Genomic DNA, 26138 nt, shown 5'->3' on the forward strand with positions numbered 1-26138 from the left:
CCTTTGCGAAACCTGTGACGATACCGGGGAGCGGGTCACGTGCCCCGCCTGCGAGCGGCAACCTAAGTGCCCCGACGGGATTGTCCAGTCCAAACGCCGTCGCGGGCTCACTTCGGCAGGGTGAAGACCTGGCCCGGATAGATCAGATTCGGATCGCGGATCTGGCCCCGGTTCGCTTCGAAGATCTGCACGTAGAGATAAGGATCGCCATAGGCCTCGCGCGCAATCGCCCAAAGCGTGTTTCCCGCCGCGATGGTCACGGCGCGGGTGACCGGCGCCACGGGCTCGGGCGCGGGAGACGCCGCCGGGAGGGCTGCGGGAGAGACGGCGGAGGAGACCGCAGGTTCGGGCGCCGCGGCGCGGGCCGCCGCTTCGAGAGCGGGGGGGGCGACCGCTTCGAAGCCCTGTTCGGCGCGGGCAAGCACCGCGCCCGCCGCATCGAGCGCATCGACACGCAACACATGCGCGCCCGGAGCCACTTTCGGCAATTGCATCGCCCAGGCCCCGTCGGCGCCCGCCTGCACAAGCCCCGCTTCGGCACCGTCAATATAGGCGCGCAGAAGGACGCCCCGCGGCGCGCCACGGCCCGAAATCGCGATCCGTCCCGCGGCATCGAAAGCCAGCGTGTCGATGCCAAGCACTTCCGTCGCCCCCGCGAGCACATGCGCCGCCCCCGCGGCATCGGTCACCAGCGGAGTTTCGGCCAGCACCTGCGCCGCCTGCAGTTCTGCGGCAATGCGTTCGGGAGCCTTGCGTTCTTGCGCGGCGGCCTCGGCTATCGCCACCGGGCTCGGCGCGACCGTCAGGCTCTCGGGCGCAATCTGCGCCACGCCATCGGCGCCCGTCACCCGCAGCCGCAGGCTGCGCGGCGCGGCGGCGGGCGCGATATCGGCGAGCACGGCAAAAGCCCCCTGTGCGTCGCCCCTTGCCGAAGCGATCGGCACGCCGTCGAGCAAGATCTCGACCGCTGCCCCCGGCGCCACGCGGCCTGCGAGCGTGAGCCCCCCCTCGGGGGTGACGCGCAGGGCATCAAAGCGAATCTCCGGCGGCGCGGGCTTCGCAGGCGATTCGGCCTCTGGTGGCACCTCGGTGGGTTCTGCCGTGGTGATTTCGGCCGCGGCATCCCCGGACGGGGCGGCAAGATTCCGTCCGGTATCGGCGCGGCCGGGCGCCGCGGCGGCCGGCTCAATCGGGGCCCGCTCCGCCGGCTCCGTGGCGGCCAAGGGCGCCATCACCCCCGTTTCGCCCGCCCCGGTTTTGCCTGGGCCCGTTTCGTCTGGACCCGTTTCGTCTGGCCCCGTTTCGCCCGGTCCTGAGGCGCGGGCTTCGGCGGCGGGCGCTTGCGCTTCGGGGGCAGGGCCGGGCGCCGCGCGCTCGTCTGCGGGCGGCGCCGTCACCGGTGCCGCAGGCGCGGGGGATGAGGGTTCCGGCGCCGATGCCACGGTCGGAGCGGGAGCTGGGGCTGGGGCTGGGGCGGGTGGCAGGCTGGCGATCCAGAGGCCAAAAGCCGCCGAAGCCAGCACCACAAGCCCGGCCGCGGCGCCTTTGAGCGCGCCGCCCTTCCCTCCGGCACTCCCGCTTTCGTGCTCCACTCCCGCCATGCTGCCCTTCCTTTCCGGCCCGATCCGGCTGCGGCGGATTTCCGCCGCTTGAGTGTGACCATCTGACCCGGTATCACCGGGGAAAGCAACTCCCGCCCGTGCATTCCCAGCCCGAAGGAACCCTGCGATGTCCTTGCCGCCCCTCGTCAAACCCGCCCCCTCGGTCTGCGTTTTCTGCGGCTCGCGGCACGGGGTGAAAGCGGCCTATGCCGAAGCCGCGCGCGCCACCGGGCAGATGCTCGCCGCACGAGGCTGGCGGCTCGTCTATGGCGCGGGTGACGTGGGGCTGATGGGCGAGGTGGCGCGGGCAGCGCAGGCGGCGGGCGCACAGACCTTCGGGGTGATCCCGGAGCATCTCTTCAAGCTTGAAGTGGGCAAGCGCGACCTCACGACATTCATCGTCACCGAGAACATGCACGAGCGCAAGAAAGTGATGTTCATGAATTCCGATGCGCTCGTGGTGCTGCCCGGCGGCGCAGGCAGCCTTGACGAGTTTTATGAAGTGCTCACCTGGCGTCAGATCGGCCTGCATGAAAAGCCGATCTTCCTGCTCAACACCGAGGGTTACTGGGATCCGCTCTTGCGGCTCAATGCCCATGTCGTGGCGGAGGGCTTCGCGAGTGCAAGCCTGATCGACATGGTGCAGGTGGTCGACAGCGTCTCGAAGCTCGAGACCGCACTGGAGAGCGCTTTCGGCTGAGGCGCCCGGCCCCACCCGCGCGGGGGCGCTCCCCCTTCTCAGTTCTTGCCGCGCAAGGTGGCGGCGGAATAGAGCGCGAGCGCGCCCCAGATCAGCGGGAAGGCCACGGCATGAGCCGCGGTGAAGGGCTCGGCAAAGACCACGACCGCAACGAGGAATTGCAGCGTCGGGTTGAGATATTGCACGAGGCCGAGCGTGGCGAGACGCACCCGCTGCGCGGCATAGCTGAAGAGCATGAGCGGCCCCCCCGTCATCACGCCCGAAAAGACAAGCATCAGCGAATGGCCAAGGTCGTTGCCGAAAGCGCCCGAATGCGGGGCAAGCCCGAAGGCGCCGATATGCTGGGCCGCGAGAAAGGAAAGCGCAAGCGGCGTGAGGATGACCACTTCCGCCAGAACCGAAACGACCGGAGGCACCGCGAGTCGTTTCTTGATCAGCCCGTAAAGCCCGAAAGTGGCGGCGAGCAGCAGCGCGATCCAGGGCGCTGCGCCGAGCGCCCAGGTCAGATAGCCCACCGCCGCTGCGGCAATCGCCACCGCCACGCCCTGTGCCCGCCCCATCCGCTCGCCGAAAACCGCCATACCGAGCGCCACGGCGACGAGCGGGAAGATGTAATAGCCAAGCGAGGCCTCGACCGCGCGGCCATTCTGCACTGACCAGATGAACCCGAACCAGTTGATCGAGATCACCACGGCGGCCACGACAAGCACCCGCAGCGCGCGGCCCGTGAGCGCCGCGACCAGCGCCCCGCCGCGGCCCTGCGCCATCACCACCCCCCCCAAAAGCACCGCCGACCAGAGCGTGCGGTGGGCGAGCACCTCCGCGGGCGGCACCTCGGAAAGCGCCTTGTAATAGATCCCTGAAAGACCCCAGACCACGCAGGCCGCAACGATCGCCCAGAACCCCTTGGTGGTCTCTTTCATCGCTCTCTCCTGCGTCAGCCCGCCACATCAACCGCGCCGCAAGCGTGCCGTCAAGCCCTGCTTGACGGCGCCGTCGCGCGGTGCCAGATTTCGCCTGCAACCCCTTTGGGCGTCGAGCGCGGTCCGGATCTCCGGGCAACCGCGACGCTTCGGTCCCATCGTGCAAAGGTTGCCACGAATCCCGGGGCCGATTTCAGGAGCCCCGTGATGAAAACCATCATCGAACCTTTCCGCATCAAATCGGTCGAACCGATCCGCCTCACCTCACGCCCCGAGCGGGAGCGCCTGATCGCCGAGGCGGGCTATAACCTTTTCGGGCTGCACTCCGATGACGTGCTGATCGACCTGCTCACCGATTCCGGCACCGGCGCGATGTCGTCGCAGCAATGGGCGGCGGTGATGCGCGGCGATGAAAGCTATGCCGGCTCGCCAAGTTTCGCGCGCTTCGAGGCGGCGGTAAAAAACCTGATGCCGTTCCGCCACGTGATCCCGACCCATCAGGGCCGTGCCGCCGAGGCGATCTTGTTCGCGATCTTCGGGGGGGCAGGCAAATGCATCCCCTCGAACACCCATTTCGACACCACGCGCGGCAATATCGAGGCCTCCGGTGCGCGGGGCGACGACCTCGTGATCGCCGAGGGGAAGGATCCGCAGCGCCTGCATCCGTTCAAGGGCAACATGGATCTCGAAAAGCTCGAAGCCTATCTCGAAAAACATCGCGATGCCGTGCCGGTGGTGATGCTCACCATCACCAACAATGCGGGCGGCGGCCAGCCGGTGAGCCTCGCCAATATCCGCGCTGTGGCGGGGCTCGCGCATCGGTTCGGCAAACCCTTCGTGATCGACGGTTGCCGCTTTGCCGAAAACGCCTGGTTCATCAAGACCCGCGAGGAAGGGCAGGCCGGGCGCTCGATCCCCGAGATCGTGCGGGACTGTTTCTCGGTCGCCGACGGGATGACGATGTCGGCCAAAAAGGATGCCTTCGGCAATATCGGCGGCTGGCTCGCGCTCAATGATGATGCGCTGGCCGAGGAGGCACGCGGGCATCTGATCCGCACCGAGGGCTTTCCGACCTATGGCGGGCTCGCCGGACGCGACCTTGAAGCACTGGCGCAGGGGCTCTCCGAGATCGTCGAGGAGGATTACCTGCGCTACCGCATCCGCACCAATGAATACATCGTCGAGCGGCTCGTGGCGATGGGCGTGCCGGTGGTGCGCCCGGCGGGGGGGCATGCGGTCTTCATCGATGCGCGGGCCTGGCTCGCCCATATCCCGCCGCTCGAATACCCCGGGCAAGCACTTGCCGTCGCGCTTTACGAGATCGCCGGGGTGCGGTCTTGCGAGATCGGCACGGTGATGTTTGGCCGCGCGCCCGATGGCTCCGAGCACCCGGCGGCGATGGACCTTGTCCGCCTCGCCTTCCCGCGGCGCACCTACACGCAAAGCCACGCCGATTACCTGCTCGAAGCCTTCGAGGACCTGGCCGCAAGGAAAGACGCGCTGCGCGGCTACCGCATCGTCAAGGAGCCAAAACTGATGCGCCATTTCACCTGCCGCTTCGAAAAGCTCTGAGCCCATGACATAAAACCGGCCCCCGAGGGGGCCGGTTTCGCTGCTTTCCGGAGGTAATTCGAAGGGTCTGCCTCAGAGGCGCGAGGCGACATTTTCCCAGTTCACGAGCTTGTCGAGGAAGTTCGTGAGGTAAGCCGGGCGCTTGTTGCGGAAGTCGATGTAGTAGCTGTGCTCCCAGACGTCGCAGCCCAGAAGCGCGGTCTGGCCAAAGCAGAGCGGGTTCACGCCGTTCTCGGTCTTGGTCACTTTCAGCGCGCCATCGGTGTCCTTCACGAGCCAAGCCCAGCCGGAGCCAAATTGCGCGGCCCCGGCGGCTGCGAATTCTTCCTTGAACTTGGCAACCGAGCCGAAGGACTCAGTGATCGCCTTTTCCAGCTCGCCCGGCATGGTCTTGCCGCCCGGGCCCATCATTTCCCAGAACTGGGCATGGTTCCAGTGCTGCGAGGCGTTGTTGAAAATACCCGATTGCGCCACCGAACCGGCCACATAGGTGCCCTTGACGATCTCTTCGACCGATTTCCCTTCCCACTCGGTGCCGGCGATCAGCTTGTTGCCGTTGTCGACATAGGCCTTATGGTGCAGGTCATGGTGGTATTCGAGCGTTTCTTTCGACATGCCGAGCGCGGCGAGCGCATCATGGGCATAGGGAAGATCGGGAAGTTCGAAAGCCATTGGATTGATCCTTTTTGGTTCTGTTGCGACTAAATGAAGCACCGAAACCGCGAAGGTCAAGAGCACTCGGCAAGGTTTTCCTGCACAACCGCCCCCAATGGCCGCACATCACCCTTTCTTGTCCGCTTCGGCCCCGCGCGCCGCCGCCGCAGCCTTCATCCGCGCCAGCAGCTCGTCCTTCGCGGCGCCCTTGCCAAAGGGGTTCTTCGCCGTGCCCTTGGCATTGTGCTCGGCATGGCGCGGCGCGTTCTGGCCCGGTTTCGGCCCGCCTGATTTCGAATAATCCATCACTCGCTCCTGTTTTCCCGCTTCTCCGCCAGCCCGGGCCGCGAGGCAAGCCCAAACGCAAAAGGGGGGCGCTGCCCCCCTCTTTTCCTGCGGAAAATTCACCCCACGGGAATCCGCTTGCGGACGGGGGGCAGCGCCCCCCTGCCCGGCTCAGGAGATTTCGCCACCCTTGCGGGAGGAGACCTCAAGAAGCCCCATCACGTAGCCCGCGACCGAGCGGAAGCAGATCAGGCTGAGCTCCTCCGGCCCCGAGCGCCAGAGCGCTGCCGCGACCTGGGCCGAGCGCGTGCGGCGCATCTCGCCCGGCTTGAGCGCGGCGAAATCGACCGGGCAAAGCTTCATCAGCACTTCATCGGCCCGCGCCCCGGCAACGGTGAACATCGCGCGCGCATCCGAGACATTGGCCACGAGCGCATGCTCCTTCGCCAGCGCCTTTTCCAGATCCGTCGCAACCCCGGCCGCTTCGGCATAGCCGCACAGCACCAGAAGTTCATCCGGGCTCATCCAGGCGACCGACCGGCCGCCCTCGGTCACAATCTCGCGCGGGGCGGGCGTTTTCAGCCCCAGCGCCTTGAGCGCCTTGGCGAGCGCCTTCGAGCCGAGATCGGCGCGCAGGCTCACCATGCCCTTCAGCCCGACTTCCGCCACCGTAGCAAAACCGGTGGCGATGGTTTTCCCGTTCAGCGGAGACACCGCTCCTGTCATCATCTCAGACATCGGCCTTTTCTCCCGCCTTGTCGTAGAACACCGGATCACAGATCCGCGCCTTGATCACCACGCCGTTGTCGGCGGGGAAATCGAGCACCTCGCCCATGCGGCTCGGCCCGTGTTTCACCAGACCCATCGCGATGCCTTTGTTCAGCACCGGCGAATAATAGGTCGAGGTCACGCGGCCCTGCACCTTGCGCTGGTTGTTCTCGTTCACGCCTTCGTCGACGGCATAGACGCCATCGGGCAGAACCGACCCGTCGAGCGTTTCCAGCCCGACAAGGGTCCAGCGGTCCGGGTCGGTCATGTGCACCCGCGCCTGCGCGCGTTTGCCGAGGTAGTCTTCCTTCTTCTTCGAGATCGCCCAGCCGAGGCCGAGATCTTGCGGGATCACGGTGCCGTCGGTCTCGTCGCCGATCATGATGAAGCCCTTCTCGGCCCGCATCACGTGAAGCGCCTCGGTGCCATAGGGCATGGCGCTGAACGCGGCCCCGGCCTCGTTCAGTTTTTCCCACAGCGCGAGGCCCATATTCGCGGGCACCGCGATCTCGTAGGAGAGCTCGCCCGAGAAGGAGATCCGGTAGATCCGCACCGGGAAGCCGCCAAGCTCACCTTCCTTGAAGGTCATGAAGGGCAGCGCCTCTTTCGAGACATCCATGCCGCCGAGTTTTTCCAACAGCATCCGCGCCTTCGGGCCGACCACGGCGATCTGGGCATATTCCTCGGTGAGGTTGGCGGTATAGACCTTCCAGTCCCACCACTCGCATTGCAGCCAGTCTTCCATATGCGCGTGGATGTGATCGGCGCCGCCCGAGGTGGTGTGGCACAGCCACGTATCCTCGGAGAGCCGCACCACCACGCCATCGTCGATCAAAAAGCCGTTGTCCGAGCACATCAGCCCGTAGCGGCATTTGCCCACCGGCAGGGTCGACATCATGTTGGTATACATCATGTCGAGGAACTTGCCGGCATCGGGGCCATTGACGACGATCTTGCCGAGCGTCGAGGCGTCCAAGAGACCCACATTGGTGCGGGTGTTGACGATCTCGCGGTTGACGCTGTCGCGGTGCCCCTCGCCCGCGCGCGGGTAGGTATAGGGGCGGCGCCACAGGCCCACAGGCTCCCAATGCACCCCATGCGTTTCGTGCCAGCCATGCATCGGCGTTTTGCGCAGCGGCTGGAAGATCTCGCCGCGCGCCTCGCCGGTGATCGCACCGAAGGAAATCGGCGTGTAGGGCGGGCGGAAGGTGGTGGTGCCGGTTTGCGGGATCGGCTGGCCGAGCGCTTCGGAGAGCACGGCAAGGCCGTTGATGTTGCTCAGCTTGCCCTGATCGGTTGCCATGCCAAGCGTGGTATAGCGCTTGGTATGCTCGACCGAGGCATAGCCCTCGCGCGCGGCGAGCTGCACATCCGAGACCTTCACATCGTTCTGGAAGTCGAGGAAGGCCTTGAACTTCAGCTTGTCCTTGGCTTTCGCGGGCATCACCCAAACCGGTGCGAGCGGGGCTTCCGCCTCGGCGCCACCGGCAAGACCGGCCTCGGCGCAGAGCGCGGTGAGCGTGAGCGCGCCATTGGCGGCGCCGACCACTTCGGCAATCGGCTGCGCCTTGTCGCCGGTGGGCGGACGGGCCGGATCGGGGCGGAACATCGCCGCCGCCTCATCCCAGAGCACCTTGCCGCCAGCATGCGAATAAAGATGCACGACCGGCGACCAGCCGCCCGACATCGCCACCACATCGCAGCCCAGCACTTCGACAACTTCGCCCGCGCTCTCCTGCTTGCAGATCTCGACGGCGACGACCTTCGATTTGCCGCGCACCTTGGAGACGGCATGGCCGGGCATCACCCGCACGCCCTTGGCCTTCACGGCCTCGGCCAGCGGGCCGTTGGCGGTGGGGCGGGCGTCGAGCACGGCGATCACTTTCAGCCCGGCCTTGAGCGCCGCAAGCGCGGTGCGGTAGGCATCGTCGTTGTTCGTCACAACGATGATCTCCTCGCCCGGGCTCACCGCCCAATTGACGATGTAATCGCGCACCGCCGAGGCGAGCATGACGCCGGGAATGTCGTTGCCGGCAAAGGCAAGCGGGCGTTCGATCGCGCCGGTCGCCACTTTGGTCACACCGGCGCGCACGCGCCAGAGCCGGTGGCGCGGGCGATCATCGCCCGGCGTATGGTCGGCCACACGCTCATAGACGATGACATAGCCGTGGTCATGCACACCGGCCACCATCGTGCGCGTCATCAGGCGGACATTGTCCATCGCGCCAAGGACTTCGAGCGTTTTCTTCACCCAGGCCTCGGGGGCCATGCCCTCGATCTCGCCGCCATCGACCGGGGCGCGACCGCCCCAATGCGCGGTCTGCTCGGCGAGGATCACGCGCTTGCCCTCTTTGGCGGCTTTCAGCGCCGCCATCAGGCCCGCCACGCCGCCGCCCGCAACGAGCACGTCGCAATAGGCATAGGCTTGCTCATAGCGGTCCGGGTCAGCGCGGCGCGGCGCGGCGCCAAGGCCCGCGGCTTGGCGCACGATCGGTTCGAAGATCTTGTGCCAGGCCCAGGTGGAGACCATGAAGGTCTTGTAATAGAAGCCCGCCGGGAACATCCGGTAGGCGTAATCATTGATCGCGCCCACGTCGAAAGCGAGGCTCGGCCAGTGGTTCTGGCTCGCAGCGACAGCGCCGTCAAAAAGCTCGGTCGTGGTGGCGCGCTGATCGGGCTCGAGCCGGTCGCCTTCGCCAAGGTTCACGAGCACGTTCGGCTCCTCGACCCCGCTCGCCACCAGCCCGCGCGGGCGGTGATATTTGAACGAGCGCCCGAGCAGCGATTTTCCGGTGCCCAGAAGCGCCGAGGCCAGCGTGTCGCCAGCAAAACCGGTGTAACGGGTGCTGTTGAAGGTGAAGGTGAGCGGCTTTGTCCGGTCGATCAGACGGCCGCCTTTGGCAAGACGTTGGCTCATTTCCAGCCCTCCCAGCCCGGGCGTTTTTGCTTGATGGTGGCCACGAGCGCGGCAGGCGGCTCGGGGGTCTGGGCGGAATAGGTGCCGAACACCTCCCAGGTGACGGTGTCGCGCGCGGCCAAAAACCACTTGCCGCAGCCATAGGCATGGCGCCAGCGCTCGAAATGCACCCCTTTGGGGTTTTTCCGGGCGAACATGTAGCTCTCGAATTCGGCGTCGGTCGAACCGGGGCCGAAGCGCTTGAGATGCGCCTCGCCGCCCGGATAGAGTTCGGTTTCCTCAACGGTCACGCCGCAATAGGGGCAGGTGAGTGTCAGCACGACGCGCTCTCCTTTGCTTGGAGGCACGCCGCGCGACGCGACCCCCGGTCAGTTCGATGATTTGCCGATGTCGAGATCAGGCAGGGTGATGGTGACTTCAGCCTCGTCTTTCGCGAGGTTGCGGTCATAGATGTACCAGCCGAGGCCCGCCACCACGACGATGAGGGCGCCGATGAGGAAGCTCTTGAAATTGCTGGTCGTTGTGCCGGTCGATGTGTCAGCCATGGGTCATCTCCATTCCGGTTGATGTACCGGAGGGAAACGGCGCAGGCCGCAGATTGGTTCCCGAAGCGGCCGCCGGGGGCTTCGCGCCCCCGGACCCCCGCGGGATATTGAGAGCAAGATGAAACGGCCGCGTGCATCAATGCGCAACCCCGGCGGCGACGCTCTCGTCGATGAACTGCCCTTCCTTGAAGCGGTGCAGGCCGAATTCGGCGGCGAGCGGCGAATAGTCCTTCGCCACGAGTTCAGCCATCGCATAGCCCGAGCCCGGGATCGCCTTGAAGCCACCCGTGCCCCAGCCGCAGTTGACATAGATGCCTTCGACCGGGGTTTTCGACAGGATCGGCGAGCGGTCGCCCGTCATGTCGACGATGCCGCCCCATTGGCGCAGCATTTTCAGCCGCGAGATCACCGGGAAGGTTTCGATCAGCGCGCGGGTAGTCTCCTCGACATGTTGCCAGGAGCCGCGTTGCGAATAGTTGTTGAACCCGTCGGTGCCGCCCCCGATCACAAGCTCGCCCTTGTCGGATTGCGACATGTAGCCATGCACGAGGTTGGCCATCACAACAACGTCAATCGTCGGCTTGATCGGCTCGGAGACCCAGGCCTGCAGCGCGCGCGATTCAATCGGCAGCCGGAAGCCCGCCATATCGGCCAGAACGCTCGAGTGACCGGCGACGACGATCGCGAGCTTGCCGCAATCGATCGCGCCCTTCGTGGTGTCGACGCCGACGACCTTGCCGCCCTCGGTGCGCACGCCCTTCACCTCGCAGTTCTGGATGATGTCCATCCCCATCGCCGAGCAGCGCCGGGCGTAGCCCCAGGCCACCGCATCGTGGCGCGCGGTGCCGCCGCGCTCCTGATAGAGCGCGCCAAGGACCGGGTAGCGCGGCCCGTCGATATTGAGGATCGGCACGAGGTTCTTCACCTCATGGCGGTCGATCCAGCGGGTTTCCACGCCTTGCAGGTTGTTGGCATAAACGGTGCGCTTGTAGCCGCGCATCTCATGTTCGGATTGCGCCAGCATCAACAGGCCGCGCGGGCTGAACATGACGTTGTAGTTGAGATCCGTGCTGAGATCCTCGTAGAGCGAGCGCGCTTTCTCGAAGATCGCGGAGGACGGATCCTGCAGATAGTTCGAGCGGATGATGGTGGTGTTGCGCCCGGTATTGCCGCCGCCAAGCCAGCCCTTCTCGATCACCGCGACATTGGTGATGCCATGCACCTTGCCGAGGTAATAGGCGGTGGCAAGCCCGTGGCCGCCCGCCCCCACCACGATCACATCGTAGCGTTTTTTCGGTTCGGGCGAGGCCCAGGCCTTTTCCCATCCGGAATGGTAACGCAGCGCCTCGCGCGCCACGGCGAAGATCGAATAACGTCTCATCGGCCCCTCTCGGCTTCGGGTTCGGCTTGGGCGGCGTGAGTCTGCCGCCCCTTGACCCTAGATGAACCCGCGCCCTCCCCGAAAGCCCCCCTCAAGCGGCATCCGAGGGACAAAAGCGACATCGGCGGAACGCCTTTCGAACAACTGCGCGTGAGCGGGGAGGATCGCGGGATTGTCTCTTTCTGGAACGGTTCGAACCGGCTAAGGGAGAGGCGGAGAAGAGGAGACCCGATGCTGTTTTCGATCATCTGCGCCGTGCTCGTGGCGGCGATCGCCTTTGCCCTGGCCATCACGCTCTTGCGCCCGCGGGGGGCGGAGGTGCCAGCGGCGGTGCAGGACATGGCGGTTTACCGCACGCAGCTCGCCGAGGTGGAAAAGGACCGCGCGCGGGGCGTGCTGTCGGATGTGGAGGCCGAGCGGCTCAAGATCGAGATCTCGCGGCGACTGCTGGAGGCCGACCGGGCGGTGCAGGCGGCAGGCAAGGAGGCGCAGGCGGGGGCGCAGGCGGGGGCGCCGCGGGCGCTGACCGTCGCGGTTTCGGGCGGGCTTGTGGCGCTGCTCGCGGGCGGCAGCTTCCTGCTTTATGACCAGCTTGGCGCCGCAGGCATGCCCGACGAGCCGATGGCATCGCGGATCGCGGCAGCCAACGAGAGCTATGCGAACCGCCCAAGCCAGGAGGCGGCCGAGGCGCAGGCCGAGGCCGCGCGCGGCCCTGCCCCGCAGATTTCAGATGAAAGCAAGGAAGCCTTAAATCGCGCACGTAAAGCGGTGCAAGATCAACCAAATGACATCAATTTGCTTGACCAGTTGGTAATAGCCGAATTTCAAAATCAAAATCTGCGAGAGAGCTGGATCGCCCAACGCCGCATTATTGCTATCAAGCGGAATGCGGCGACCTCTAATGACTATGCAAGGCTTGGCTTTTTGATGGCGCTTGCGGCAGGAGATATTATTACGGCTGATTCGGAAGCGGCATTTGCAATTGCACTTGAAAAGGATCCTCGTAACGCTTTAGCGTTGTATTATGCTGGTTTGATGATGATCCAAAACGGCCGTTATGATCGTGCATTCCCTCTTTGGGATGCAGCTCTTCGTGCTTCGCCGGCTGACGCCTTCTGGGTTGACCAAGTGGTTCAAAATATCGAGGCGCTGGCATGGCTTGCGGGTGAGCAGGAGTACACCGTGCCGATGCCGGTGCCGCGCGGCCCCTCGGCTGCGGAGATGGCCGCCGCCGAAGACATGAGCCCCGAGGCGCGCGCGCAGATGATCCGCGGGATGGTGGAAAACCTCAATGCGCGGCTCGCCAATGAGGGCGGCACCGCGGCGGATTGGGCGAAGCTGATCTCCTCGCTGCGCCTGATCGGCGAGGAAGAGCGCGCAAACGCGATTGCCACCGAGGCGCGGCAGAAATTTGCGCAAAAGCCCGAGGAGCTTGCGCAGATCGAGGCCGCGGCAGAAACGCCGCTGGGCAAGCTTGAAAGCGCGCCCGCAGCCCCCTCCGCCGCGCTCCCCGGCCCGTCGCAAGAGCAGGTTCAGGCCGCGGGCGAGATGAGCGCCGAGGACCGGCAGGCGATGATCGCAGGCATGGTCGACCGGCTGGTGAGCCGGCTCAACGACACGGGCGGCAGCGCCGAGGAATGGGCGCGCGCGGTGGGCGTGCTCACCAAGATCGGCAAGGAAGACGAGGCGCGCGCGATGCTCGCCAAGGGCCAGGCCGCGCTCGCAGGCGATGACGCCGGCCTTGCCACGCTTGAGGCCGCCGCAAAAGCCGCCGGGGTGCGCCCATGATCTGCCCCGCTATTGCGGAGTTTGCCGCCGCCCTGCCGAGGGTTGGCGCGCTCGCGGGCCTGGACCTTGGCACCAAAACGCTCGGCGTCTCGGTCTCCGACACATTGCGCTCAATCGCCACGCCGCTGCGCACGATCCGGCGCGAAAAATTCACCCTCGATGCGGCGGAGCTTTTGAAGATCGTGGCCGAGCGCGAGATCGTGGGCCTTGTGCTTGGCCTTCCCGTCAACATGGACGGCTCAGAGGGGCCGCGCGCGCAATCGACCCGAGCCTTTGCCCGCAACCTCGAAAAGCTCACGCCGCTGCCGATCACCTTTTGGGACGAACGGCTCTCTACCGTCGCCGCCGAGCGCGCGATGCTGGAGGCGGATCTGTCGCGCAAGCGCCGCGCGGAACTCGTGGACCATGTCGCCGCGGGGTTCATCCTGCAAGGCGCGCTGGACCGGCTCGGCCATCTGGGGCGCGCCGATGTCTGACGAGATCTGGAGCCGCGACGAGCCCGACACGCCCTGCGTCAAGGTGTGCGTCATGCACCCGACCGAGGGGCTTTGCGTCGGCTGCTACCGCACGCTGGCCGAAATCGGCGCATGGTCCCGGCTGAGCCGCCCCGAGCGGCTCGCGCTGATGGCCGAGCTTCCGGCCCGCGCCCAGCGGCTGAAAAAGCGCCGCGGCGGGCGCGCCGCCCGCCCTCCCGAGTAAGCCCCTTCACGATTGTTTGCGCTTGACCTCGCGCCCCTCAGACAACAGAAAACGGCATGGCTACCGCATCGCTCCGCATTGACCTCGACGCCGTGCTCGCCAATTGGCGCGCACTCGACAAGATGACCGCTTCCGCGACCGAGACCGGCGCGGTGGTGAAAGCCGACAGCTACGGGCTCGGCGCCGCGCATGTAGCGCGCACCCTTGCCCGCGCAGGCGCCCGCAAGTTTTTCGTGGCCGCCGCCGAAGAAGGCGCCGCGGTGCGTCAGGCGCTCGGCGAAGGGCCCGAGATCTTCGTCTTCTCCGGCCATATGGCGGGCGATACCGAAATGATCGGCGATCTGGCGCTGACGCCGATGCTCAATTCGCTCGAACAGGTGACGCGCCATTTCGAGGCGCTGCCGGGCGCGGCCTTTGGCGTGCAGCTCGACACCGGGATGAACCGGCTCGGCATGGAGGCGGCGGAATGGCAGGCGGTGGCGCCGTCCATTCTCGGCGCCGGGCCGAAGCTGATCATGAGCCACCTCGCCTGTGCCGACGAGCCCGACCATCCGATGAACGCGAGCCAGTTGGCCGCCTTCCGGTCGATGACCGAGGGGCTCGGCGTGCCGCGCTCGCTTTCGGCCACGGGCGGCATCCTGCTGGGCGCGGACTATCATTTTGACGTCACGCGCCCCGGCATCGGCCTTTATGGCGGCCTGCCGTGGGAAGGCTCGCAAAGCGTGGTCACGCTGTCGCTGCCCGTGGTGCAGATCCGCGAGGTGCAGGCGGGCGAGACGGTGGGCTATTCGAACAGCTGGACCGCGCCGAAAGACAGCCGCATCGCCACGCTTTCGGCGGGCTATGCCGACGGGCTGACGCGGCGGTTTTCCAACAATGCGACGCTCTATTTCGGCGCGATCCCCTGTCCGCTCGTCGGCCGGATCTCGATGGATCTTGTCACCGTCGACATCACCGATCTGGCCGAAGTGCCCAAAGCGCTCGACCTGATCTGCCCGCAGCAGGGCATCGACGCGCTGGCCGAAACGGTCGGCACGATCGGCTACGAGATCCTTACCGCGCTCGGTGCGCGCTATCAGCGCAGCTATGCCGGGGGGCATTCGTGATCCTCACCGCGCTTGCCGCGCTCGGCCGCGGCACGCTCGGCGGGCTCGCCGCCGCGGGCCGGGTCGGGCTTTTCGCAGGCGCCGTGGTCAGTCATCTGTTCCGGCCCCCCTTTTACCGGCGCGAATTTCTCGTCGCACTTTTGCAGATTGGCTGGCTCTCGCTGCCGGTCGTGGGGCTGACCGCCGTTTTCACCGGCGCCGCGCTGGCGCTGCAGATCTACGCAGGCGGGGCGCGCTTCTCGGCGGAATCCGTCGTGCCCTCGATTGTCGCGATCGGCATGGTGCGCGAGCTTGGCCCGGTCCTGGGCGGGCTGATGGTGGCGGCGCGGGTCGCAAGCTCGATTGCCGCCGAGATTGGCACGATGAAAGTGACCGAACAGATCGACGCGCTCGTCACCCTTTCCACCAACCCCTTGAAATACCTCGCCGTGCCGCGGGTGCTCGCGGCCACGCTCTCGGTGCCGGTGCTCGTCGCGGTGGGCGACATCATCGGCGTGATGGGCGGATGGCTCGTGGGCACCGGGCGGCTTGGCTTCAATTCCTCGACTTATCTGCGCAACACCTGGGAATATCTTGAGGTCTGGGACGTGGGCTCGGGCCTTGTGAAGGGCGCGGCCTTCGGCTTCATCGTCGCGCTGATGGGGTGCTATCACGGCATGAACTCGGGCCGCGGCGCGCAGGGCGTGGGGGCAGCCACCAAATCCGCCGTGGTCGCCGCCTCGATCCTGATCCTTGCCGCCAACTACCTGCTGACGGAGGTGTTCTTCTCCGCATGATCGAGATCGAGGGACTGCAAAAATCTTTCGGCGCCAAGCAGGTGCTGCGCGGCGTCAGCCTGCGGGTGGACCGCGGCGAGAGCCTCGTGGTGATCGGCGGCTCGGGCACGGGCAAATCGGTGCTGCTCAAATGCATCCTCGGGCTGGTGCGCCCCGACGCGGGTACGATCACCGTGAACGGCGCCCCGGTTGCGGCGCATCGCGAAGCGTTTCTCGGCCGCTTCGGCATGCTGTTTCAGGGCGCGGCACTCTTTGACAGCCTCACCGTCTGGCAAAACGTGGCCTTCCGGCTTCTGCGCGGCCCCGAGCGCCGGCCCAAGGCCGAGGCGCGCGCCGTAGCGGTGGAAAAGCTCGCCCGTGTCGGGCTCGGCCCCGAAGTGGCCGACCTCTTCCCGGCCGAGCTGTCGGGCGGCATGCAAAAGCGCGTGGGCCTTGCCCGCGCCATCGCCACCGATCCCACGGTGATCTTTTTTGACGAACCCACCACCGGGCTCGACCCGATCATGGCCGGCGTGATCAACGCGCTGATCAACTCGGTCGTGCGCGAGATGGGGGCCACCGCGATCACCATCACCCATGACATGTCCTCGGTGCGCGCGATTGCCGACAAGGTGGCGATGCTCCATGCGGGCAAGATCCGCTGGCACGGGCCGATTGCGGATATGGACAGCACCTCAGACCCCTACGTGCATCAATTCATCCACGGACTGGCCGAAGGCCCGATTGCCGCGGTGCGATGAGCGGGCGTGCGGAGACGGCGCTGAGAACCGCCAATCTGACACTCCTGCTGCTCTATCCCCTCGCCTGGACAGCACCTCTGCTGCGCGCGGGGCTCCTGCCCTTCTTCGATCTGAACGAGATCTCGGTGCTTTCGGGTCTCGCCGTGATTTGGCGCGAAGATGTCTTCCTGGCGCTCGTGGTGGCGTTTTTCGCGCTGGTCGCACCGCTGGCCAAGGTGATCGGGCTCGCGCTCGTGCAATTCGGCCGCGCGTCCCCGCGCCTGCTTCCGGCGCTCCACCTGCTGGGACGGCTTGCGATGGCCGATATCTTCCTTGTCGCTCTCTATATCGTGCTGGCCAAGGGCATCGGGCTTGGCCGGGTTGAAACCGGCTGGGGGCTCTATCTCTTCACCTTTTGCGTGCTGGCCTCGCTGGCTCTGTCCTTTCTCGCGGCCCCGCCTGCCCGTCGCGGCGGCCGGGATTGATCGAAATCAATCCGCCGGACCGCGCATCTGCCTTAAGATTACGCACATTAATTCTTAAACCCGCCCCGAAACCCCGGTCCGCGCAGCAGAAAGGAAGCGGCCGTCGGTCAGAATCCGAAGCCCTGTTCCGGGCCTCTATCAGGAGAGGTTTTCGTCATGACGTATCATCTTGTGGCCGCCGCCGGGTCCAGCCATGCCCACGACGACAGTACTGGCCAGCAATATCACTCCAGCATCACCGCTCTCGCCGATGGCGGCGCACTCGTCGTTTTTGAGCAGCGCCTCGACAATGCAGTCTCCGGCTATGACCGCGAAGTCACCGCGCAGCGCTACGATGCCTCGGGCAATGCCGTCGGCGGACAGATCGTGATCGCGCATGTCGAGGGCGTGGCGAGCATATCAGCCTATTACTACCCCGTCGTCACCGGGCTCGCGGGGGGAGGCTATGCGATCGCCTGGGAAGACCCGGACACGCTCGATTACCGCGTGCAGACTTTCACCGCCGCGGGCGTGCTGTTGAACGATGTCACTGTCGACCTTCCCGACCGCTATCTGGAAAGCCGAGACGAATATGTAGAGGTGCATGCGAGCGCGGGCAGCGCGGCTCTGACGGCACTGGAAGGGGGCGGGTTCGCGCTTTCGCTCGACGGAACCTACGCCGGGATGCTGGCGCAATATGCGGGCGCAAGCACGATCTATACCCAGACCTTCAGCGCCACCGGTATCGCCGCCAGTCCGGTCACGCAAGTCACCCCCTGGGTCGCCAGCATCTCTTACGGTTGGGATCTGGTGAGCTACACCTCCGATATCGCGGCGCTCGACAATGGCACCTATATCGTCGTGATGCGCGGCGGCGAGGGTGCTCCGGGCAACGAGAGTGCGGATCCCGCGGTGATGGGGCAGCTTTACAGCGCCTCGGGCACCGCAATTGGCTCGGCCTTCATGATCAGCCAGGCGACCGACACCTGGGCCCAGGAGGCCTCGGTCGCCGTGCTTGAGAACGGTGATTTCGTGGTGGCCTGGTGCGGCGAGGAGAGCGGATACTGGCGCCGTTTTGCGGCAGATGGCACGCCGCTCACCGATGCGATGGAACTGGGAAGCTATTACGTCGACATCCGCGCCACGGCGACTTCGGATGGCGGGTTCCTGATCACCGCGATGTATTCGGGCTACAACCCCGCCTACACGACCTATGGCTACCGCTTTGATGCGGACAACGCTCTGGTGGATGGCCGCTTTGTGCTCACCCAGAGCCATGTGCCCGACGATGACACCACCTATTACAACGTCCCGCCGGAATTTGCGCTGCTCGGCAATGGCCAGTATCTCGCCCTGATCGAAGGCAATGACAGCTGGAACGGCGATGGCCCCGAAGTGCTGACATGGCGGCTGATGGAAGACCAGCTCGGCACCACCGGCGCCGATGCGCTGACCGCCGCCGTCACCGGCGCGGCCCTCTTCGGGCGCGAGGGCAATGACACGCTCACAGGCTCCGCCGTGGCCGATTATCTCGATGGCGGCGCGGGCAATGACAGCCTCTCGGGCGGGGCGGGCGATGACACGCTCGTGGGCGGCAGCGGCGATACGCTCGACGGCGGCGCGGGCAGCGATACCGTGATCTTCGACAGCGACTTCTCGCAATCGCTCCTCTCGGCGGTCTCGGCCGATACGCTCCTTTACAACGGAACCACCCTGCGCGGCGTGGAGACGGTGCTGTTCTATTACAACAGCTACAGCACCCATACCTACACATGGGAAACGCTGGCAGATTATGTGATCGGCGATGCGCCGGTCTCGACCCTGCCCGCAACGCTCACTCATGCCGAGGGCACGATCTCGCTCGATCTGGCGGATTACTTCTCCGATGCCGATGGCGACAGCCTGAGCTACACGGTGACGGGCCTTGCTGCAGGTCTGAGCCTTTCGGGCTCGGTGATCTCGGGCAATGTCGCCGCCGTGGCGGGTGGCGCACCGATGTCGGTGACGGTGACGGCCTCTGACGGCATCCTCACCACCTCTGACAGCTTCACCTGGACCATCACCAATGTGAACGCGGCGCCGACGGGCGTGGTGACGCTTTCGGGTACGGCGCAGGTGGGTGCGGTGCTCACCGCCAGTTCGAGCGTGGCCGATGCCGATGGCATCAACGCCCCCACCCTCGGCTGGCAATGGCTGTGCGACGGCACGGTGATCTCGGGCGCGACCGCGGCCAGCTACACGCTCACGTCCGCCGATCAGGGCCATGTGATCGCGGCCGTGCTGAGCTACACTGACCTTTTCGGCACGCATGAAAGCGTCACCTCGGCGGTGTCTGACACGGTGGTGGCGGCGGGTCCGGTGGATCTCACGCTCGAGGGCACCGCGGGCGCCGATACGCTCACCGGCGCGGAGGGCGACGACCTCCTTTCGGGCGAAGATGGCGATGACCTGCTCTCGGGCGGGGCGGGCGATGACGGCCTGCGCGGTGGGCCGGGCAACGACACTGTCGATGGCGGCACGGGGGATGACAACATCTCCGGCGCCGAAGGGGCAGATTCGCTCTATGGCGGCGCGGGCAATGACCGGATGGGTGGCGGCCTCGACAACGACAGCATGGATGGCGGCGACGGCAACGATTTCATGGGCGGCGGCATGGGCGATGACACGCTCCTCGGCTCGGCGGGCAAGGACACCGTGAACGGCGGCGCGGGCGACGATTCCATGAACGGCGGGACCGGCAATGACGTGATGGGGGCGAGCTTTGGCAATGACACGCTCCTGGGCGACGACGGCAACGATGCGATGGGCGGCGGCTCGGGCCGAGACAGCCTCGCGGGCGATACCGGCAATGACACGATCGGCGGCGGCGAGGGCGATGACACGATCCTGGGCGGCGCGGGCGATGATTTCCTCGCCGGGGGCGGACGGCACGACCTGATCGATGGCGATGCCGGCGACGATCTGATCAACGGCGGCGAGGGGAACGACACGATGACCGGCGGCGCCGGTGCGGATGTGTTCCTGTTCAATGCGGGCACCGAGGGCAATGTCGACATCCTCACCGATTTCACCCGCGGCGAGGATCTGATCCGGCTGGTCGGGGTGGAAAAGGCGCCGGGCGGCAGCGGCCTGCAGGCCTATTTCGACGCGCTCGCCCCGGAAACGGTAACCTACGAGGGCGCGGCGGCAGTCGCGTTGAGCTATGACGGCCAGACCATCCTTGTTCTTGGCCTCGACACGCTCGGGAAGGAGGATTTTGTCTTCCTCTGAACCGCGCGCCCGGCCGGAGTGGCGCGCGCTTGCCCGGCGCGCGCCACTCTGCCACAAGGGCGCATGGCCAAGGCATCCGCTTCCTTCACCTGCACCGAATGCGGTGCCGTGCACCGCAAATGGTCGGGGCGTTGCGACGCCTGCGGCGCCTGGAATGCGATCGTCGAGGAGGCGCCGCTCTCCGTCTCCGGCCCCGCCTCGAAAAGCCTTGGCGGCGCCAAGGGGCGGCGCATCGACCTGACCACGCTTGCCACCGAAGAGGCCCCGCCGCCGCGCACCCTGTGCGGCATGGCGGAATTCGACCGGGTGCTGGGCGGCGGGCTGGTGCCCGCCTCGGCAATCCTTGTGGGCGGCGACCCCGGCATCGGCAAATCGACACTGCTGTTGCAGGCGGTGGCCGCCTTCGCGCGGCGCGGGCTCAAATGCCTCTACATCTCGGGCGAGGAAGCCTCGGCGCAGGTGCGCATGCGCGCCGCCCGGCTGGGGCTCGCCGATGCCCCCGTGCAGCTCGGCGCCGAGACCAACCTGCGCGACATCCTCACCACGCTCGAGGCGGAACGGCCCGACCTCGTGGTGATCGATTCGATCCAGACGATGTGGGCCGACATGGTCGAGGCCGCGCCCGGCTCGGTGAGCCAGGTGCGCGCGGCCGCGCATGAGCTGGTCACCTTTGCCAAATCCCGCGGCGTCTCGGTGGTGCTGGTGGGCCATGTGACGAAAGAGGGCCAGATCGCCGGCCCCCGCGTGGTCGAGCACATGGTCGATACGGTGCTTTATTTCGAGGGCGAGCGGGGGCACCAGTTCCGCATTCTGCGCGCGGTAAAAAACCGCTTCGGCCCGGCCTCGGAGATCGGCGTGTTCGAGATGACGGGGGGCGGCCTGGCCGAAGTGGCCAACCCCTCGGCGCTGTTTTTGAGCGAGCGCGGCCAGCCAGCGCCCGGCTCGGCCGTCTTTGCCGGGATCGAGGGCACGCGGCCCGTGTTGACCGAAATTCAGGCGCTCGTCGCCCCCTCCTCGCTCGCAAGCCCCCGGCGCACCGTGGTGGGGCTCGATTCGGGGCGGGTCTCGACGATCCTCGCCGTGCTCGAAAGCCGGTGCGGCATCCCCTTTGCCGGGCTTGACGTTTTCTTGAACGTTGCGGGCGGGCTCAAGGTGCTCGAACCCGCCGCCGATCTGGCGCTCGCCGCGGCGTTGCTCAGTGCGCGCGAAGATGTGGCACTTCCGCCAGACCTCGTAATTTTCGGAGAAATCTCCCTCTCCGCGGCGCTGCGCCCGGTCGGGCAGGCGGAAAACAGGTTGAAAGAGGCGGAGAAACTTGGTTTCTCACAGGCGATCCTGCCCGTCGGCACCAAAGTCGAGGGCAGCGCGGGGATGGCGCTGCGCAAGCTGCCCGATCTCGTGACATTCGTTGGGGACATGTTCGGCGCAGGATAGCGCGGCGAGAACAGCAGAGGCAGCCGGAATGGAAGGTTTCACCATCGTTGACGCCATCGTGGCGATCACCATTATCCTGTCGGCAGTGCTCGCTTACAGCCGCGGCTTCGTGCGCGAGGGGCTGGCCATCATCGGCTGGATCGCTGCGGCTGTCGTGGCCTATACGTTCGCCGATGCGGCGCGCCCGCTGATCGCGCAACTGCCGGTGCTCAACAAGTTTCTGGCCGACAGCTGCGAACTGGCCACGATCGGCGGCTTTGCCGCGGTCTTCGCCCTCGCCCTCGTCGTCTTCTCGATCCTCACGCCGCTTTTCGCCTCTGCCGTACAACGCTCGGCGCTCGGCGGGCTCGATCAGGGGCTCGGCTTTCTCTTCGGCGTGGCGCGCGGCGTGATCCTGATCGCGGCCGCCTTTATCGTCTATGACCGGCTGGTGAGCGCCGAGGCGATTCCGGTGGTCGACAATTCGCGCTCCGCGAAGGTCTTCATGTCAATGTCGGACAAACTCGACCAGAGCATGCCCGAAGATGCACCAGCCTGGATCGTCGGGCGGTATAATGCGCTGGTGGCGAAATGTGGCGACGCAACGCCCAGCTCCGCTGCCGCCCCGGCCCCGGCGCCTGCCAGCAATTAAGGCAGCACGCAAAAACGTGACACTTCGATAACGATTTCCGGGCGGGAGGGCTTAACAGCCCTTCTGTTTCGCGTTAAAGCGCGGCCAAGCCCGCCGGATCTGGAGCCCTCCCATGACAGCAGCCGAAAAAACCTTCCTGTCGCATCCGTTCGACGACGACAAGCTGAAGGAGGAATGCGGCATCTTCGGCGCGATCGGGCTCGCCGATGCGGCCAACTTCGTGGCGCTCGGGCTCCATGCGCTCCAGCACCGCGGCCAGGAAGCGGGCGGCATCGTCGCGCATGACCCGATCAAGGGGTTCAACTCGGCGCATCGCTTCGGCTATGTGCGCGACAATTTCACCAAGGCAAGCCTGATGGAGAGCCTGCCCGGCCCGCTCGCCATCGGCCATGTGCGCTATTCGACCGCCGGTTCGAAAGCAGCGGTAATCCGCGACATCCAGCCCTTTTTCGGCGAATTTTCGATGGGCGGCTGCGCGGTGGCGCATAACGGCAACCTCACCAATGCCGAGTCGCTGCGCCGCGAGCTGATCGACCACGGGGCGATCTTCCAGTCCGGCTCGGACAGCGAATGCATCATCCACCTGATGGCGCGCTCATTCCAGAAAACCCATGCCGACCGCATCGCCGATGCGCTGCGCCGCGTCGAGGGCGCCTTCTCGGTGATCGCGCTGACCCGCACCAAGCTCATCGGCGTGCGCGACCCGCTCGGCGTGCGCCCGCTGGTGATGGGGCGACTCGGCGAGCAGGGCTATGTGCTCGCCTCCGAGACCTGCGCACTCGACATCATCGGTGCTGAATTCATCCGCGAGATTGCCCCAGGCGAAATGGTGATCATCCAGGACGGCAAGATCGAATCGAGCCGCCCGTTCCACCCGGCCACACCGCGGTTCTGCATCTTCGAACATGTCTATTTTTCGCGCCCTGACAGCCAGATCGGCGGTCGCTCGGTCTATGAAACGCGCCACCAGATCGGCGTGGAACTCGCGCGCGAGGCGCCGGTCGAGGCCGATCTCGTTTGCCCGGTGCCCGACAGCGGCACCCCGGCGGCGATCGGTTACAGCCAGGAATCGGGCATTCCCTTCGCGCTCGGCATCACCCGCAACCAGTATATGGGCCGCACCTTCATCGAACCGACCGAGCACATCCGCAACATGGGCGTGCGCCTCAAGCTCAACGTCAACAAGTCGCTGGTGCGCGGCAAACGCGTTGTGCTGGTGGACGACTCGGTCGTGCGCGGCACCACCTCGCGCAAGATCAAGGAGATGATCCTTGATGCGGGCGCGGCGGAAGTGCATTTCCGTATCGCCTCGCCGCCCACCGCCTGGCCCTGCTTTTATGGCGTCGACACGCCCGACCGCGGCAAGCTTCTGGCCGCGCGGATGAGCGAGGAGGAGATGCGCGAGTGGATCGGCGTCACCTCGCTCAAGTTCATCTCGCTTGACGGGCTTTACCGCGCCGCGGGGGAAGCCGCCGGACGCAATGACGCCTGCCCGCAGTATTGCGATGCCTGTTTCTCCGGGGATTACCCGGTGGCCCCGTCAGATCAGATCGGCAAGGGATTCGCGATGAAGAAGGCCGCCGAATAAGCTCGCGCGGCGGTTTCAAAACGCATCTTTCGCCTCGGCAAGGTCGAGGCGACCCGCCGGGGGGCTTCGCCCCCCGGACCCCCCAGGATATTTATGGCAAGGAGAAAGGCACAGCCGCTCTTTGCCATGCATGCGTGGGCAAAGCTCGGATTCCCATCGGATTGAGACCCATTGGGCGGGGGCGGAGCCCCGGCCCGGGTCGCCTCGCAAAGCGAGGCGAAACAACTCCGGCCACCACTCACACCGCAGTGGCGCCCAGCAAAATGGAGGGGGCCGGAGGGCGAAGCCCTCCGGCGGGTCGCTCCGCGTCAACGGAGCGAAACCCTCAGCGCTCCGCCTTTTTCTCCCAGCGGCCGCCCTCTTCGCTCCAGTATTGCGCCTTGGCTCCGGCCGCGGTGAGCGTTTTCCATTGCGCGCGCGCGCCCGCGACAGCCGTCTCGTTGCGGCCGTCAAACAGGATCCAGACCCGCTCGGCGCGCGCCACCTCCTCGGCCGCCACCTCGGCCCCATCCACCGCCATCACCGCCTGACGTTCTGCAGGCTGCGGCGCGACGGTCAGCAATACAGGTTGCAGATCGTCATGGGGCCCGCCCGCAAGCCCGTGCGGCAAGAACCCTTCCTCGGGGCCGAGCCAGAGCTTCTGGTCGAGCCAGTCCATGCGTGCGGGATCAGTGCCGCGCAGCTCCACCCGCCAGCCCTGCGCCAGCGCGCGGGTGAGCAGGGTCTCCACCACCGCCTCCACCGGCGAGTGCGTGACGTGGTAGAAGAGCGCGGGCATCGCGATCAGCCCTCGAAGCGCTCACGCACCAGCCGGTCGAGCGTCATCACCCCCCAGCCGGTCGCCCCCTTGGGCGCGAGTGCGGTCTCCGAGGGCGGCAGGGCCACGCCGGCAATGTCGATATGGCACCACGGCACCTCGTCCTTGACGAAGCGCTTGAGGAACGCCGCGGCGGTGACCGCCCCGCCCCAGCGCCCGCCGGTATTCTTGATGTCGGCCAGCCGCGACTTGATCAGGGGCTCATAGCCGGGCGTGAGCGGCATCGGCCAGGCGCCCTCACCTTCGGCACGCGCCGCCTCAAGAACGCCCGCCAAAAACTTGTCATCATTCGTGAAAACGCCCGCATGCTCATGGCCAAGCGCAACGATGATCGCGCCCGTGAGCGTGGCAAGGTCGATCACCGCGGCAGGCTGGAAGCGCTCCTGCGCATACCAGAGCACATCGGCGAGCACGAGACGCCCCTCGGCATCGGTGTTGATCACCTCGATCGTATCGCCCTTGAGGCTTTTGACGATATCGCCCGGCCTTTGGGCGCGCCCGTCGGGCATGTTCTCCACAAGGCCCACAAGGCCGACCACATTGGCGCGCGCCTTGCGCATCGCGAGTGTGCGCATCACCCCCGCCACCACGGCCGCGCCCCCCATGTCCATCGTCATCTCTTCCATGCCCGCGGCGGGCTTGATCGAGATGCCGCCGCTGTCAAAGCACACGCCCTTGCCCACCAGCGCGAGCGGGGCCGCCCCCTCGGCGCCGCCCTGCCAGCGCATCACCACCACTTTCGAGGGGCTTTCGGAGCCCTGCCCCACCGCGAGCAGCGCGCGGAAGCCGAGCTTTGCCAGTTCCTCTTCCTCGAGGATCTCGACTTCAAGCCCAAGCTCCTGCATCGCCGCAAGGCGCGCCGCGAAATCGTCGGTGGTGAGAATATTGGCCGGCGCGTTGACCAGATCGCGGGTGAAGAACACCCCCTCGGCAAGAGCCGCGTGGGGCGCGGCGGCCGCCGCCACCGCCTCGGGGTTCGCCACCATCATATCGACCGGGCCGAAGGGCTTCGCCTCTTCGCTGCGATAATCGCAACGATAGGCGCGCAGGGCGAGGCCGAAGGCAATGGCCGCGGCACGCGGGTGGGTTTCCGCGATCACCAGCGCGCCCGCCTCGCCCAACCCCTTGGCCACCCCGGCCCCCGCCTTGCGGGCCTCCGCCTCGGTCGCCTTCCGGTCAAGCTTGATCAGGGCGAGCGCCGAGCAGGCGAGCCCGCCCGGAAAGCCGAGGTCGAGCGATTCGGCGGTTTTCAGCTTTTCCCAGCTCTCCGAGGCGAGCGCCCGCTTCACCGCGCCGCGGGTGAGACGGTCGAGCCTTCGGCCCATCGCGCCCAGCTTGCCATCGGCGGGGACGATCAGCGCAAGACGGCCCTCCCGGCCGGCCAGCACATCGGCATCGGGGGCGGAAAAACGGAGCGCGACGGGGTGGATCATGGGAATTCCTGCAGGATCGGTGAGAGGGGCTAACTTCCGGGGAGCGAGCCTAGTGGCTTCGGGCAGG

General features: G+C 66.3%; 24 protein-coding genes. 13 read left to right on the plus strand and 11 right to left on the minus strand.

From position 1 onward, the window contains the following. Positions 1 to 107 precede the first annotated feature (107 nt). Entirely contained in the window at positions 108 to 1601 is a 1494-nt protein-coding gene (locus CRO22_RS05205) for a LysM peptidoglycan-binding domain-containing protein (protein ID WP_097069065.1), read from the minus strand. 127 nt (positions 1602 to 1728) lie between these two features. On the opposite strand from CRO22_RS05205, the gene CRO22_RS05210 reads away from it, so the two are divergent. Then, positions 1729 to 2301 (plus strand): LOG family protein, encoded by a 573-nt coding sequence (locus tag CRO22_RS05210; RefSeq protein WP_097069066.1) that lies wholly within the window; start codon positions 1729 to 1731, stop codon positions 2299 to 2301. A gap of 38 nt (positions 2302 to 2339) precedes the next feature. Here the strand turns inward: CRO22_RS05210 and rarD are convergent, their stop codons facing one another. After that, positions 2340 to 3224 carry an EamA family transporter RarD gene (rarD, locus tag CRO22_RS05215; RefSeq protein ID WP_097069067.1) on the minus strand — a complete coding sequence of 295 codons (885 nt, stop codon included), beginning with the start codon at positions 3222 to 3224 and terminating at the stop codon, positions 2340 to 2342. 207 nt (positions 3225 to 3431) lie between these two features. On the opposite strand from rarD, the gene CRO22_RS05220 reads away from it, so the two are divergent. After that, positions 3432 to 4796, plus strand: coding sequence for a tryptophanase (locus tag CRO22_RS05220; RefSeq protein WP_097069068.1), 1365 nt, complete (start codon positions 3432 to 3434; stop codon positions 4794 to 4796). A gap of 72 nt (positions 4797 to 4868) precedes the next feature. On the opposite strand, the gene CRO22_RS05225 is transcribed toward CRO22_RS05220, so the two are convergent. The 7 genes from CRO22_RS05225 to CRO22_RS05250 all read right to left on the minus strand — a co-directional run bounded on the left by CRO22_RS05225 (position 4869) and on the right by CRO22_RS05250 (position 11346). Continuing rightward, positions 4869 to 5468, minus strand: coding sequence for a superoxide dismutase (locus tag CRO22_RS05225; protein WP_097069069.1), 600 nt, complete (start codon positions 5466 to 5468; stop codon positions 4869 to 4871). A gap of 108 nt (positions 5469 to 5576) precedes the next feature. After that, positions 5577 to 5756, minus strand: coding sequence for a hypothetical protein (locus tag CRO22_RS05230; RefSeq protein WP_097069070.1), 180 nt, complete (start codon positions 5754 to 5756; stop codon positions 5577 to 5579). A gap of 150 nt (positions 5757 to 5906) precedes the next feature. Further along, the gene (locus CRO22_RS05235) at positions 5907 to 6473 is read right to left on the minus strand and encodes a sarcosine oxidase subunit gamma (RefSeq protein WP_342745161.1); all 567 of its coding nucleotides are present in this window, start codon (positions 6471 to 6473) and stop codon (positions 5907 to 5909) included. Then, positions 6466 to 9420: a sarcosine oxidase subunit alpha family protein gene (locus tag CRO22_RS05240; protein ID WP_097069071.1), complete on the minus strand. Its 2955-nt coding sequence runs from the start codon at positions 9418 to 9420 to the stop codon at positions 6466 to 6468. The genes CRO22_RS05235 and CRO22_RS05240 overlap by 8 nt, the downstream gene beginning before the upstream one ends. Next, a complete protein-coding gene (locus CRO22_RS05245; protein ID WP_097069072.1) occupies positions 9417 to 9740 on the minus strand; it encodes a sarcosine oxidase subunit delta in 324 nt (107 codons plus the stop codon). The genes CRO22_RS05240 and CRO22_RS05245 overlap by 4 nt, the downstream gene beginning before the upstream one ends. A gap of 48 nt (positions 9741 to 9788) precedes the next feature. Continuing rightward, positions 9789 to 9965, minus strand: a complete 177-nt coding sequence (locus CRO22_RS18800) for a hypothetical protein (RefSeq protein WP_176518547.1) — start codon at positions 9963 to 9965, stop codon at positions 9789 to 9791. A 136-nt stretch (positions 9966 to 10101) separates the two neighbouring features. Then, positions 10102 to 11346, minus strand: coding sequence for a sarcosine oxidase subunit beta family protein (locus tag CRO22_RS05250; RefSeq protein ID WP_097069073.1), 1245 nt, complete (start codon positions 11344 to 11346; stop codon positions 10102 to 10104). A gap of 231 nt (positions 11347 to 11577) precedes the next feature. Between CRO22_RS05250 and ccmI the strand changes: the two genes are divergently transcribed. The 11 genes from ccmI to purF all read left to right on the plus strand — a co-directional run bounded on the left by ccmI (position 11578) and on the right by purF (position 23821). Then, on the plus strand, positions 11578 to 13134 hold the full coding sequence (ccmI, locus tag CRO22_RS05255; RefSeq protein ID WP_097069074.1) for a c-type cytochrome biogenesis protein CcmI: 1557 nt from the start codon (positions 11578 to 11580) through the stop codon (positions 13132 to 13134). Continuing rightward, positions 13131 to 13610 carry a Holliday junction resolvase RuvX gene (gene ruvX / locus CRO22_RS05260; RefSeq protein ID WP_097069075.1) on the plus strand — a complete coding sequence of 160 codons (480 nt, stop codon included), beginning with the start codon at positions 13131 to 13133 and terminating at the stop codon, positions 13608 to 13610. Before ccmI ends, ruvX begins: the two co-directional genes overlap by 4 nt. After that, the gene (locus tag CRO22_RS05265; protein ID WP_097069076.1) at positions 13603 to 13833 is read left to right on the plus strand and encodes a DUF1289 domain-containing protein; all 231 of its coding nucleotides are present in this window, start codon (positions 13603 to 13605) and stop codon (positions 13831 to 13833) included. The genes ruvX and CRO22_RS05265 overlap by 8 nt, the downstream gene beginning before the upstream one ends. A 56-nt stretch (positions 13834 to 13889) precedes the next feature. Continuing rightward, positions 13890 to 14939: an alanine racemase gene (alr, locus tag CRO22_RS05270; RefSeq protein ID WP_097069077.1), complete on the plus strand. Its 1050-nt coding sequence runs from the start codon at positions 13890 to 13892 to the stop codon at positions 14937 to 14939. Then, positions 14939 to 15715, plus strand: coding sequence for an MlaE family ABC transporter permease (locus CRO22_RS05275; protein WP_176518560.1), 777 nt, complete (start codon positions 14939 to 14941; stop codon positions 15713 to 15715). The genes alr and CRO22_RS05275 overlap by 1 nt, the downstream gene beginning before the upstream one ends. Further along, a complete protein-coding gene (locus CRO22_RS05280) occupies positions 15712 to 16455 on the plus strand; it encodes an ABC transporter ATP-binding protein (protein ID WP_097069079.1) in 744 nt (247 codons plus the stop codon). The genes CRO22_RS05275 and CRO22_RS05280 overlap by 4 nt, the downstream gene beginning before the upstream one ends. After that, positions 16452 to 16919 (plus strand): paraquat-inducible protein A, encoded by a 468-nt coding sequence (locus tag CRO22_RS05285; protein WP_097069080.1) that lies wholly within the window; start codon positions 16452 to 16454, stop codon positions 16917 to 16919. The genes CRO22_RS05280 and CRO22_RS05285 overlap by 4 nt, the downstream gene beginning before the upstream one ends. Before the next feature lie 156 nt (positions 16920 to 17075). Beyond that, on the plus strand, positions 17076 to 20168 hold the full coding sequence (locus CRO22_RS19315) for a calcium-binding protein (RefSeq protein ID WP_097069081.1): 3093 nt from the start codon (positions 17076 to 17078) through the stop codon (positions 20166 to 20168). Positions 20169 to 20231: 63 nt separating this feature from the next. Next, positions 20232 to 21602 carry a DNA repair protein RadA gene (radA, locus tag CRO22_RS05295; RefSeq protein WP_097069082.1) on the plus strand — a complete coding sequence of 457 codons (1371 nt, stop codon included), beginning with the start codon at positions 20232 to 20234 and terminating at the stop codon, positions 21600 to 21602. Between the two features lie 28 nt (positions 21603 to 21630). Continuing rightward, the gene (locus CRO22_RS05300; RefSeq protein ID WP_097069083.1) at positions 21631 to 22233 is read left to right on the plus strand and encodes a CvpA family protein; all 603 of its coding nucleotides are present in this window, start codon (positions 21631 to 21633) and stop codon (positions 22231 to 22233) included. Between the two features lie 112 nt (positions 22234 to 22345). Continuing rightward, a complete protein-coding gene (gene purF / locus CRO22_RS05305) occupies positions 22346 to 23821 on the plus strand; it encodes an amidophosphoribosyltransferase (protein WP_097069084.1) in 1476 nt (491 codons plus the stop codon). Positions 23822 to 24146: 325 nt separating this feature from the next. On the opposite strand, the gene CRO22_RS05310 is transcribed toward purF, so the two are convergent. Further along, a complete protein-coding gene (locus CRO22_RS05310) occupies positions 24147 to 24599 on the minus strand; it encodes a DNA polymerase III subunit chi (protein WP_097069085.1) in 453 nt (150 codons plus the stop codon). Between the two features lie 5 nt (positions 24600 to 24604). Then, complete coding sequence (locus tag CRO22_RS05315) at positions 24605 to 26071, minus strand: leucyl aminopeptidase (protein ID WP_097069086.1); 1467 nt, start codon at positions 26069 to 26071, stop codon at positions 24605 to 24607. Between the last annotated feature and the right edge of the window lie 67 nt (positions 26072 to 26138).

The organism is Rhodobacter maris, assembly GCF_900217815.1.
Classification (GTDB): Bacteria; Pseudomonadota; Alphaproteobacteria; order Rhodobacterales; family Rhodobacteraceae; genus Rhodobacter; species Rhodobacter maris.

Bases quoted from the DNA above. Each gene is read 5' to 3' on its own strand.
- CRO22_RS05205 (WP_097069065.1), bottom strand. From the start codon at position 1,601: ATGGCGGGAGTGGAGCACGAAAGCGGGAGTGCCGGAGGGAAGGGCGGC.
- CRO22_RS05210 (WP_097069066.1), top strand. From the start codon at position 1,729: ATGTCCTTGCCGCCCCTCGTCAAACCCGCCCCCTCGGTCTGCGTTTTC.
- rarD (WP_097069067.1), bottom strand. From the start codon at position 3,224: ATGAAAGAGACCACCAAGGGGTTCTGGGCGATCGTTGCGGCCTGCGTG.
- CRO22_RS05220 (WP_097069068.1), top strand. From the start codon at position 3,432: ATGAAAACCATCATCGAACCTTTCCGCATCAAATCGGTCGAACCGATC.
- CRO22_RS05225 (WP_097069069.1), bottom strand. From the start codon at position 5,468: ATGGCTTTCGAACTTCCCGATCTTCCCTATGCCCATGATGCGCTCGCC.
- CRO22_RS05230 (WP_097069070.1), bottom strand. From the start codon at position 5,756: ATGGATTATTCGAAATCAGGCGGGCCGAAACCGGGCCAGAACGCGCCG.
- CRO22_RS05235 (WP_342745161.1), bottom strand. From the start codon at position 6,473: ATGTCTGAGATGATGACAGGAGCGGTGTCTCCGCTGAACGGGAAAACC.
- CRO22_RS05240 (WP_097069071.1), bottom strand. From the start codon at position 9,420: ATGAGCCAACGTCTTGCCAAAGGCGGCCGTCTGATCGACCGGACAAAG.
- CRO22_RS18800 (WP_176518547.1), bottom strand. From the start codon at position 9,965: ATGGCTGACACATCGACCGGCACAACGACCAGCAATTTCAAGAGCTTC.
- CRO22_RS05250 (WP_097069073.1), bottom strand. From the start codon at position 11,346: ATGAGACGTTATTCGATCTTCGCCGTGGCGCGCGAGGCGCTGCGTTAC.
- ccmI (WP_097069074.1), top strand. From the start codon at position 11,578: ATGCTGTTTTCGATCATCTGCGCCGTGCTCGTGGCGGCGATCGCCTTT.
- ruvX (WP_097069075.1), top strand. From the start codon at position 13,131: ATGATCTGCCCCGCTATTGCGGAGTTTGCCGCCGCCCTGCCGAGGGTT.
- CRO22_RS05265 (WP_097069076.1), top strand. From the start codon at position 13,603: ATGTCTGACGAGATCTGGAGCCGCGACGAGCCCGACACGCCCTGCGTC.
- alr (WP_097069077.1), top strand. From the start codon at position 13,890: ATGGCTACCGCATCGCTCCGCATTGACCTCGACGCCGTGCTCGCCAAT.
- CRO22_RS05280 (WP_097069079.1), top strand. From the start codon at position 15,712: ATGATCGAGATCGAGGGACTGCAAAAATCTTTCGGCGCCAAGCAGGTG.
- CRO22_RS05285 (WP_097069080.1), top strand. From the start codon at position 16,452: ATGAGCGGGCGTGCGGAGACGGCGCTGAGAACCGCCAATCTGACACTC.
- CRO22_RS19315 (WP_097069081.1), top strand. From the start codon at position 17,076: ATGACGTATCATCTTGTGGCCGCCGCCGGGTCCAGCCATGCCCACGAC.
- radA (WP_097069082.1), top strand. From the start codon at position 20,232: ATGGCCAAGGCATCCGCTTCCTTCACCTGCACCGAATGCGGTGCCGTG.
- CRO22_RS05300 (WP_097069083.1), top strand. From the start codon at position 21,631: ATGGAAGGTTTCACCATCGTTGACGCCATCGTGGCGATCACCATTATC.
- purF (WP_097069084.1), top strand. From the start codon at position 22,346: ATGACAGCAGCCGAAAAAACCTTCCTGTCGCATCCGTTCGACGACGAC.
- CRO22_RS05310 (WP_097069085.1), bottom strand. From the start codon at position 24,599: ATGCCCGCGCTCTTCTACCACGTCACGCACTCGCCGGTGGAGGCGGTG.
- CRO22_RS05315 (WP_097069086.1), bottom strand. From the start codon at position 26,071: ATGATCCACCCCGTCGCGCTCCGTTTTTCCGCCCCCGATGCCGATGTG.